At 66.0% G+C, this 6,462-nt stretch carries 4 protein-coding genes and 1 pseudogene; 3 read left to right on the top strand and 2 right to left on the bottom strand.

Annotated elements, in window-relative coordinates:
* Nucleotides 1-2 precede the first annotated feature (2 nt).
* The 3 genes from flgJ (at nucleotide 3) to flgL (ending at nucleotide 4,404) form a co-directional block, all read left to right on the top strand.
* Nucleotides 3-1,043, top strand: coding sequence for a flagellar assembly peptidoglycan hydrolase FlgJ (gene flgJ / locus AC1DO7_RS18050; protein ID WP_477116396.1), 1,041 nt, complete (start codon nucleotides 3-5; stop codon nucleotides 1,041-1,043).
* 180 nt (nucleotides 1,044-1,223) lie between these two features.
* Nucleotides 1,224-3,137 (top strand): flagellar hook-associated protein FlgK, encoded by a 1,914-nt coding sequence (gene flgK / locus AC1DO7_RS18055; RefSeq protein ID WP_477116397.1) that lies wholly within the window; start codon nucleotides 1,224-1,226, stop codon nucleotides 3,135-3,137.
* 37 nt (nucleotides 3,138-3,174) lie between these two features.
* Nucleotides 3,175-4,404, top strand: coding sequence for a flagellar hook-associated protein FlgL (flgL, locus tag AC1DO7_RS18060; protein WP_441621987.1), 1,230 nt, complete (start codon nucleotides 3,175-3,177; stop codon nucleotides 4,402-4,404).
* Nucleotides 4,405-4,496: 92 nt separating this feature from the next.
* Here the strand turns inward: flgL and AC1DO7_RS18065 are convergent, their stop codons facing one another.
* Both AC1DO7_RS18065 and AC1DO7_RS18070 read right to left on the bottom strand, forming a co-directional pair.
* Complete coding sequence (locus AC1DO7_RS18065; protein ID WP_477116398.1) at nucleotides 4,497-6,035, bottom strand: efflux transporter outer membrane subunit; 1,539 nt, start codon at nucleotides 6,033-6,035, stop codon at nucleotides 4,497-4,499.
* A pseudogene (locus AC1DO7_RS18070) lies at nucleotides 6,032-6,462 on the bottom strand (HlyD family secretion protein); the annotation flags it as partial. The pseudogene AC1DO7_RS18070 and the gene AC1DO7_RS18065, both read right to left, overlap by 4 nt.

Below are 6,462 nucleotides of genomic sequence, written 5' to 3' on the forward strand. Positions count from 1 at the left end.
CCATGTCCGCCAGCCGACTGGCCGCGCAGGCCGAACTCTCGCAACGCTTTGCCCTGGACACCCAGGGTTTCGAGGGACTCAAGCAGAGCGCCCGCACCGGGGCCGGACCCGAGACGCTGCGCACCGCGGCCCGCCAGTTCGAGGCTGTGTTCACGCAGATGGTGCTCAAGAGCATGCGCGATGCCACGCCGCAGGAGGGCCTGTTCGACAATGAGCAGACCAAGCTCTACATGTCGATGATGGACCAGCAGCTCTCGCAGCAGATGTCCAGCCGCGGCATCGGCCTGGCGGACGTGATGGTGCGCCAGCTGGCGCGGGCCAGCGGCGCGGCGGTGCCGCCCGAGCTTGCCGGCAGCGCCGGGGTCGCGGCGGCAAGGCAGGCGTCGCTGCAGGCCGGCATGGACGACGCCGCTCCCGGCCTGGCCGGCGCGCTCGACATGCGCAACGGCGACGGCGACACGCCGCGCGCCGGCAGCGTGGTGGCCGGCCCCAGCTGGAACCCGACCGCCGGGCTGCGCCAATACCAGGGCCAGGCCCAGGACACCGGCGCCTGGCAGGGCAACGGCCCGGCGCTGCCGGAAGACACGCCGGCCCATATCAGCGCCTTCGTCTCGCGCATGGCGGGGCCCGCCATGTCCGCCTCGCGCGCCACCGGCGTGCCGGCCAAGCTGATCCTCGGCCAGGCCGCGCTCGAATCCGGCTGGGGCCGGCGCGAGATCGCGCATCCGGACGGCAGCACCACCTTCAACGTGTTCGGCGTCAAGGCCGGGGCGAACTGGAAGGGCGCCGTCGCGGAAATCACCACCACCGAATACGTCGACGGCCAGCCGCAGAAGGTGCGCGCGCGCTTTCGCGCCTATGGTTCGTACGACGAAGCGTTTGCCGACTACGGACGCCTGCTGAGCAACAACCCGCGCTATGCCGAGGTGCTGGCCGCGGGCAACCCGGACGACGCCGCGCGCGGCTTGCAGCGGGCCGGCTACGCCACCGATCCGGCTTACGGCGAGAAGCTCGTGCGGATCATGCGCAAGGTCCCGGTCTGAGCCCTCGGGCCGGCCGCGGCGGGCAAATATTCGGCCGCCGCGCTCTAAAGTCTGTTTGTCTTTTTGCCGTTACTTACACCATTCACCGCCGTCGGTCCTCGCAGCGGCGAACTGGCACCGGCTCCGGTGCGCGGATCGCCCGGCCAGGCGCACGGCAGCCACCAGACGCGGAGCTAGAGCATGTCTCTCTTCAATATCGGACTTTCCGGCCTGAACACGGCGCAGAACGCGCTGACCACGGTTGGCCACAATCTCAGCAATGCGGCCACCACTGGCTACACCCGCCAGAACACCATCATCGCTTCGGCCGGCGGCCAGTACACCAGCGCCGGCTTCTACGGCCAGGGCTCGAATGCCACCTCGGTGGTCCGCGTCTATGACGAATTCCTGACCAACCAGCTGCGCGGTGCCCAGACCGCCAGCGCGCAGCTCTCCACCTACTCCGACCAGATCGGCCAGATCGACAACCTGCTGGCCGACCAGAAGGGTGGCCTGGCGCCGCTGATGCAGAAGTTCTKCGCCGCCGTGCAGGGCGTGTCCGATACGCCGGCCGACCCCGCCGCGCGCCAGAACCTGCTCAACGCCGGCCAGTCGCTGACGGGCCAGATGCGGGCCGCCAACGCATATTTCCAGCAGTTGCGCGACGGTGTCAACAGCCAGCTGCAAAGCTCGGTGACGCAGATCAACGCGTTCTCCCAGCAGATCGCCAAGCTCAACACCCAGATCACGCAGGCGACCGCGGCCGGTGCCGGCCAGCCTCCCAACGACCTGCTCGACCAGCGTGACCAGCTGGTCTCGCAACTGACCCAGATCGTTGGCGTCAAGGTGGTGCCGCAGGACGGCACCTACAATGTCTTCGCCGGCAACGGCCAGGCGCTGGTGATGGGCTCCAGCTCGTACGACCTGAAGGCAGTCGCCTCGGCCGACGACCCTTCGCGTACCACCATCGCTTACACGCAAGCCAACGGCAATGCGTATGAGATGGATGAGAGCTCGCTCACGGGCGGCTCCGTCGGTGGCCTGCTGAAGTTCCGCAGCGAGACCCTGGACTCGGCGCAGAACGCCATCGGCCGCCTGTCGGTGACGCTGGCGCAGACCTTCAACGACCAGCACAAGCTTGGCGTGGACCTGACCGGGCAGATCGGCGGCAACCTGTTCACGCTGGGCACGCCCGCGGTGATCGCCAAGACCACCAACACAGGCGCCTCCGCGGTCTCGGCGACCATCAGCAATACGTCCCAGCTCACCACCAGCGACTACACCCTGTCGTTCGACGGCACCAACTACAACCTGGTGCGCGCGTCCGACAGCAAGGTCGTGGCCAGCCAGGCCGGCGCCACCGCTATCTACCCGCTGACGCTGTCGGCGGATGGCGTGGACGTCAATATCCCGACCGCGATGTCGACCAACGATTCGTTCCAGATCCAGCCGACCCGCAACGTGGCCGCGGCAATGGACATGGCGATCACCGATCCGGCCAAGATTGCTGCCGCGGGTCCGCTGCGCGCCAGCACCGGCGCCACCAACACCGGCACCGGCACCGTCAAGGTCAGCAACGTCGCGGCGGGCTTCAGCCTGCCCRCCACCACCATCACCGCGAAGTACACCGCCGCCGGCTACGTCTTCACCGACGCCGCCGGTGCCGCGGTCGTGCCGACCACCGGCCCGACCCCCAACGGCGCCGCAACGGATTTCTCGTTCAACGGCATCACCGTGAGCTTCGCCGGCACGCCTGCCGTGAACGACACCTTCACCCTGGCGCCCAACCTCGGCGGCGTGTCCGACAATGGCAACGCCTTGACGCTGGCCAAGCTGCAGAACGTCAAGACCATCGGCGGTGTCTCCAGCTACAACGATGCCTTTGCCCAGCTGGTCAACGACGTCGGCAGCCGTGCCAAGTCGGTGCAGATCGCATCGACGTCGCAAGACAGCGTCACCACGCAGGTCACCACCGCACAGCAGAKCGTGTCGGGCGTGAACATGGATGAGGAAACCGTGTCGATGCTGCGCTTCCAGCAGCTCTACCAGGCCAACGCCAAGGTGATCCAGACCGCCACCAACCTGTTCGATACCATCATCGGCATCGGCAACTGATCGTCCAGCAGACCCGGATCCCAGGAAAGGAACAGACATGCGCGTCGCAAGCTCAACGCTTTACCAGCTCGGCCTGGCCTCGATGAACAGCCAGCAAGGCTCCCTGCTGCATGTGCAGCAGCAACTCGGCACCGGCCGCCGCATCCTCACGCCGTCGGACGATCCCGTCGGCGCCACCCGCGCCCTGACCGTCGCACAGTCGAGCGCGGTCAACGACCAGTACACCACGTCGCGCAAGCAGGCCACCAACAACCTGTCGATGGAGCTGAACTCCCTCAACAGCGTCGTCACCACGATCCAGAATATCCAGACGCTGGTGGTGCAGGGCGGCAACGGCACCATGAGCGACGCCGACCGCGCCTCCGTGGCATCGTCGCTGCAAGACGCCTACAACCAGTTGCTGGGCACGGCCAACGCCGACGACGGCAACGGCCAGTTCATGTTCGCGGGCTACCAGTCGTCGACGCCGCCGTTCTCCAAGAACAGCCTCGGCGCGGTGCAATACACGGGCGACACGGGCCAGCAATTGCTGCAGGTCGACGTGTCGCGCCAGATGCCGACCAACGACAACGGCTACGCCATTTTCATGAGCGTGCAGAACACCGCAAGCTATGTGGCCTCCGCGGGCGCGGGCAACACCGGCACGGCCACCTTCAGCGCGGTCACGGTCGCCGACCCGACCAATGCGCTGTACGGCCATGCCCTGTCGATCAATTTCGCCGCCGATCCCACCACCGGCGCGATGCAATACCAGGTGGTCGACAACAGCGCCACCCCGCCGGCCGCGGTCGGCACTCCTGTCGCCTACACCGACGATGCCGGCATCCAGATCGGCGGTCTTTCGCTGTCGATCAAGGGCACGCCCAACAGCGGCGACATCGTCAACCTGCAGCCCGCGCAGCAGGCCGGCACCGATATCTTCGCCAACCTGCAGAGCGTCATCGCCGCGCTGAAAAAGCCCATGGTCACCGATGCGGACCGCGCCTCGCTGACCAACGCGCTGGCGACCGCCAACCGCAAGATGGCCAACTCGCTCGACAACGTCAGCACGGTACAGTCCTCGGCAGGCTCCCGCCTGCAGGAACTCGATGCGCTCAACACCATCGGCTCCAACCGCTCGCTGAACTACACGCAGACCCTGTCCGGCCTGCAGGACCTGGACTACTACTCCGCAATCCCCGAGTATTACCAGCGCCAGACTGCGCTGCAGGCCGCCCAGCAGTCGTTCATGCAGATCCAGGGGATGAATCTGTTCAAGTACTTGTAAGGCGGGGAAGTGCCAGGCTGATATTGGTGTGTGTGCGACGGTAGCAAAGCCTGGAAGCGATGAAACCCGCACCCGCTCGCCCAAACACCTCCTCAGCGAACAACGTGCTGCTCGCCGTAGGTCGACTCCCAGCCGCCACCGAGTACCTTGCATAGCGTAATRAGGTTSGYGGCGGCGGTTGMCCTGCTCWGYTCAAGATTGCGCTGCSCTTCGAKCAAYTGYTTCTGCACGTTCAGGACGTTGAGGTARTCGATRGCGCCRGCCTTGTACCGTTGCTGCGCGATCGAGAGCGCGCGCTGGTTCAGGCTCACGACCTCGGTCAGCCGGTCGCGCCGCCGCTGYTCGGCATCGTAGGCGAGCAGCGCGTCGTCAACCTCGCGCCAGGCTTCGAGCAGGGTGCGTTTGTAGACGATCGCGGCTTCCTGTTGCTGCGCCTCGCGCAGATGCAGCATCCCCTTGAGCTTGCCGCCCTCGAAGATGGGAAGCGAGATCGACGGTCCGACGACAAACTGGCCCGAYGCCCAGTTTGCGAGGTTCGAGAGTTGGAGACTCTGGAACCCGGCACTGCCATTTAGCGTGATGCGCGGATAGAAGTCAGCCTTTGCCATGCCGATCGACGCCGTGGCCGCGTGCAGTTGCGCTTCCGCCCTCCTGATGTCCGGTCTGCGCTGCACGAGTTCCGACGGGAAACCGATGGGCACCTCCTTGGGGAGTTCCGGAATGTCACGCACTTCGCCGAGCGCTTGCCGCAGTGCGCCCGGCTCTTCGGCCAGCAACAGTCCGATCGCATTGATGGTGGCCTCGCGACGCGACTCGAGCGTCGGGATCAGGCTTTCGATCGATGCCACCTGTGCGGAAGCATTGGCCACGTCCAGATCCGTCGTGACGCCTTCACGTGCGCGTACCTGCGTGAGCTTGGTGGTGTCACGGGCGATTTCAAGGTTCTGTCCTGCGATCTGTAGCAGGGACTGCGTGTCGCGCAACTCGATATAGTCTCGCGCGAGTTCGGCGCGGGCAGACAGGAGAACCGCGTTCCGGTCCTCGTACGAGGCCGCCGTCAAAGCGGTCGCCGCTTCGACACCGCGTCGCACGCGGCCCCAGATATCGATCTCCCACGACGCATCGAAGCCGAACTGGTACAGGTCGAATGCGGGCGAACCGCTCGAACCCGGCAATGGCGCTACGCCGAGCGGCGCGTCGCCCGATGCCGATTGTGGCTGACTACCTGTCGGGCTGACCCCAAGCAAGGAGAGGATGCCGTTTGGACTTCCGCGCTCGCGGTGATAGGAGGCGGCGCCGTCCAGTGTCGGATATTCAGCGGCGCCGGCCACCCGTTGCGCGGCCCGGCTTTGCCGCAGCCGCGCCGACGCGGCGGCCACGTCCAGGTTCGCATCGGCCAGTTGCTTTTCGAGCGAGTTCAACAGGGGATCGTCGAGCAGTGTCCACCATTCCGAACTGAACTGGGATTCAACCGCCTTGCTCGATGCTTGCGCAGACTGGGCGCGGTCGAAGACGTCGGGGGTGGCCGCGCCCGGACGTTCGAAGTCCGGCCCGACCGCGCAGCCGGCCATCGCGAGGCACGCCAGTATCGCCAGCACCGAGGCGCGGAAAGAGTATTCATTCGCGTTCATTTTCTGTCTGCTCCCTTGGCCAGCATATCGCCACGGCGGCCAACGGCCACTTCCGTTACGACGGAAAGGCCTACGCTCAATTCCGACGCGGCTTGCTGCCCGCGGTCGATGGTGATCTTGACGGGCACGCGCTGGACGATCTTCGTGAAGTTGCCGGTTGCGTTGTCAGGAGCAATAGGCGCGAAGCTCACTCCGGTCGCCGGGGCAAGGCTATCGATATGACCTTGGATCACGACGCCAGGAAGGCTATCCACCTTGATGCGCACGCTGTGGCCAGGTCGCATATTGGTGATCTGGTTTTCCTGGAAGTTGGYGACGACATAGGCGTCGGAGACCGGGACAATCGCGAGAACCGGCGCGCCGGGCGTCACAAATGCGCCGACCCGCGCCGAGCGCCTGCCAACCTTGCCGTCCACCGGTGCATGGA

The organism is Cupriavidus sp. 05N40, from assembly GCF_056397305.1.

Bases quoted from the DNA above. Each gene is read 5' to 3' on its own strand.
- flgJ (WP_477116396.1), top strand. From the start codon at position 3: ATGTCCGCCAGCCGACTGGCCGCGCAGGCCGAACTCTCGCAACGCTTT.
- flgL (WP_441621987.1), top strand. From the start codon at position 3,175: ATGCGCGTCGCAAGCTCAACGCTTTACCAGCTCGGCCTGGCCTCGATG.